The organism is Nostoc sp. 2RC (assembly GCF_014222165.1).
In the GTDB taxonomy this organism is placed as follows: Bacteria; Cyanobacteriota; Cyanobacteriia; order Cyanobacteriales; family Nostocaceae; genus Nostoc; species Nostoc linckia.
Map to the genome: position 1 here is coordinate 1 of NZ_JACKZU010000591.1, position 2,867 is coordinate 2,867.

The 2,867-nt window shown below is 41.5% G+C and carries 2 protein-coding genes; both read right to left on the bottom strand.

Annotated features, from left to right (window positions below; translation table 11 throughout):
- Positions 1-262: 262 nt before the first annotated feature.
- Positions 263-688, bottom strand: coding sequence for a hypothetical protein (locus GNE10_RS33455; RefSeq protein WP_185570349.1), 426 nt, complete (start codon positions 686-688; stop codon positions 263-265).
- 234 nt (positions 689-922) lie between these two features.
- Positions 923-2,743 carry an ABC transporter ATP-binding protein gene (locus tag GNE10_RS33460; protein WP_221643092.1) on the bottom strand — a complete coding sequence of 607 codons (1,821 nt, stop codon included), beginning with the start codon at positions 2,741-2,743 and terminating at the stop codon, positions 923-925.
- Between the last annotated feature and the right edge of the window lie 124 nt (positions 2,744-2,867).

Sequence of the window (2,867 nt, forward strand, 5' to 3'; positions counted from 1 at the left end):
AATACAGAGTTGGCTTTGTTAGTGGGAATTACCTCCACTAGCCTTACTGCCAATGATTTTGTTTTTGTTGCTAGTGTGGTTTAGCTAACATCAAGATTGCAAATTAGCTAAATTCAGATACCTGATTTTTTAAAGAAGTCGGGTATCTATAAGCCCTCATAACTAATGTGATGAATTATTAGTGGTTTGTCGCATTAATTTTGAGGGTTAAGAGAACGTAGACGCAGAGCGGCTACGTTCCTTAAAACTCTCAAAACTGTATTCAAAAACTTTCTTCACTCATTCGCTGTTCCAACAATTCCAATAATTCATCCACATTTTTACCAACTTGCTCAAAACAAATTGGTGGTGGTGGTTCTGGTGCAAACTGAATTAACTTAATTTCACCCTTACCAATACCAATCATCACAACTTCCACTTCTGGTTGATGATTGTCGATAATTCCCAAAATTTCTTGCAGTCGATTTTCAACTTTATTATTTAAGTTTTCTATCTGTTCTTTGGGACAATAAACAAAATGCGGTGTAGGTTGCAAATCAATGCCAACAGTACCTTGGCTATCACCATTTGCTAACCATAATCCCCAAAACAGCGCTGCCAATTCTTGTTGATTTGCTTTGACAAACTTATCTAGCTGGCGACGCCATTTGTTGTCTGCTGTTTGGGGTTGAGGATTACCAAAGATCATAATTAATTTGTAATTCGTAATTAAGAGGCAAAAAATAGTTAAAGGGAATAGGGAATAGGGAATAAGCAAGGCTAGTAAGGGGATTTCAACCCCGCCGAATGCCGCCCCCTTGGGGCGGGGCTTTTGACCCATTGGTTAGTCGAGGGAAAAAACAAAAATTTCCGCATTTCACCAAAAATCTTTACTGTTGCCTGTTGCCTGTTGCCTATTGCCTCGACCAAAGGTCAGTGATATTTATCGCAAGCCACTTTGTACGCGCCAGAGGCTGGAATAAATGCCGTTTTGCTCTAGCAATTGTTCATGGGTTCCGGATTCTACTAATTTGCCATGTTCCATGACATAAATGCAATCAGCGTTGCGGATGGTGGAAAGACGATGAGCGATCGCTATTGTAGTTCTATCTACTGTAATTCGTTCTAGCGATCGCTGGATGGCCGCTTCTGTTTCATTATCCACTGCTGAGGTGGCCTCATCTAAAATCAAAATCGGCGGATTTTTTAACACTGCGCGGGCAATGGCAATTCTTTGTCGTTGTCCCCCAGATAACTTTTGTCCTCTTTCCCCGACAATTGTCTCATAACCTTCCGGCAAGTTAATAATAAATTCGTGCGCCTCGGCTATCTTCGCCGCCGTGATAATTTCTTGCTCGTTGGCATTAAAACTACCATAAGCAATATTTTCTGCCACAGTGCCATGAAATAAAAACACATCTTGACTCACCAACCCAATGCAGCGACGTAAATCTTGCAAATTCAAAGTTTGCAAATCAATGCCATCAACAGTAATGCTTCCGGCTTGGATTTCGTATAACCGCAACAATAGTTTGACTAAAGTGCTTTTGCCAGAACCAGTAGAACCCACAATGGCAATGGTTTTTCCGGCTGGAACATCCAAAGACAGATTTTTAATTACTGGAAATCTATCTTTATAGGCAAAATAAACATTTTTAAATTGCACTTCACCCCGCACTTCATCCACAGGTAACGGCGTATTTCCTGTATGGATAGCAATGGGAGTATCTAACAAATTCATCACTCGATTAGTAGAAGCCATTGCCCGTTGATATTGGTCAAAAGTGTCTCCTAATCGAGTTAAAGGCCACAACAAGCGCTGGATTAAAAACACCAATACACTGTAAGTGCCCACAGACATTTTTCCAGAAACCGCCGCCATACCGCCATATAATAGTAAAGCTGTGAAACCTACCAAAATCAACATCCGAATTAACGGAACAAAAGCCGCAGAAAGAGCAATTGCTTTAGCATTACTGCGACGATAAGCTTCACTATCTATTTCCAAACGATAGGCTTCATAAACTTCAGCCGTAAAACTTTTAATAGTAGTAATACCGCCGATATTATTTGCCAACCGCGAGTTGAGAAAACCTACCTTTTCCCGCACATCAGCATAGCGGGGTGCAAGCAAACGTTGATAAGCAAAAGAACCCCACAAAATAAATGGCATCGGCGATAGAGCCATCCACGCTACACTAGGAGCCAATATAAAGAAAGCACCGCCAATGATGACCACAGTTGTGGCAACCTGAATAATATCGTTTGCTCCCACATCCAAAAATCGCTCTAATTGGTTAATATCGTCACTGAGGACGGACATTAAACCACCAGTGCTACGTTCTTCAAAATAAGCTAACTCCAGTTCTTGCAGATGTCTATATGCATCCAAACGTAAATTATGCTGAATATTTTGTGCCAAATTACGCCAAAGTCGAGCGTAGGCATACTCAAAAACAGATTCTAAAATCCAAATGATGACAGTGAGGAAAGAAATAATCAAAAATTGTGCAAAAACATCGCGTACCCCCAACTGTGCAATTATGGAATCTTCCTGCTTGACTACCACATCTACAGCCACACCAATTAACCCAGGTGGAGCCAAGTCAAAAAATTTATTGAGGATAGAATAAATAGTCGCTAGCCAAAATTGTTTACGATACTGATGCCCATAATCAAACAAACGCTGTAGAGGATGCGTCGAATGTTTACGCCTTGTTGATACTTGATGAGATTTGAGTACTGTAGCCACGGCTTTTTGCATTTGCGAGCAATTGATATTAGCACGGAATGGGGCATGGGGCATTGGGCATTGGGCATTGGGCATGGGGCAAGCAGGAAGTGTGGGAGGTGTGGGAGGAGACGGAGGTGTGGGAGGTGTGGGAGGA

Excerpts from the sequence above, each read along its gene's own strand:
- GNE10_RS33455 (WP_185570349.1), bottom strand. The coding sequence starts at position 688 with ATGATCTTTGGTAATCCTCAACCCCAAACAGCAGACAACAAATGGCGT.
- GNE10_RS33460 (WP_221643092.1), bottom strand. The coding sequence starts at position 2,743 with ATGCAAAAAGCCGTGGCTACAGTACTCAAATCTCATCAAGTATCAACA.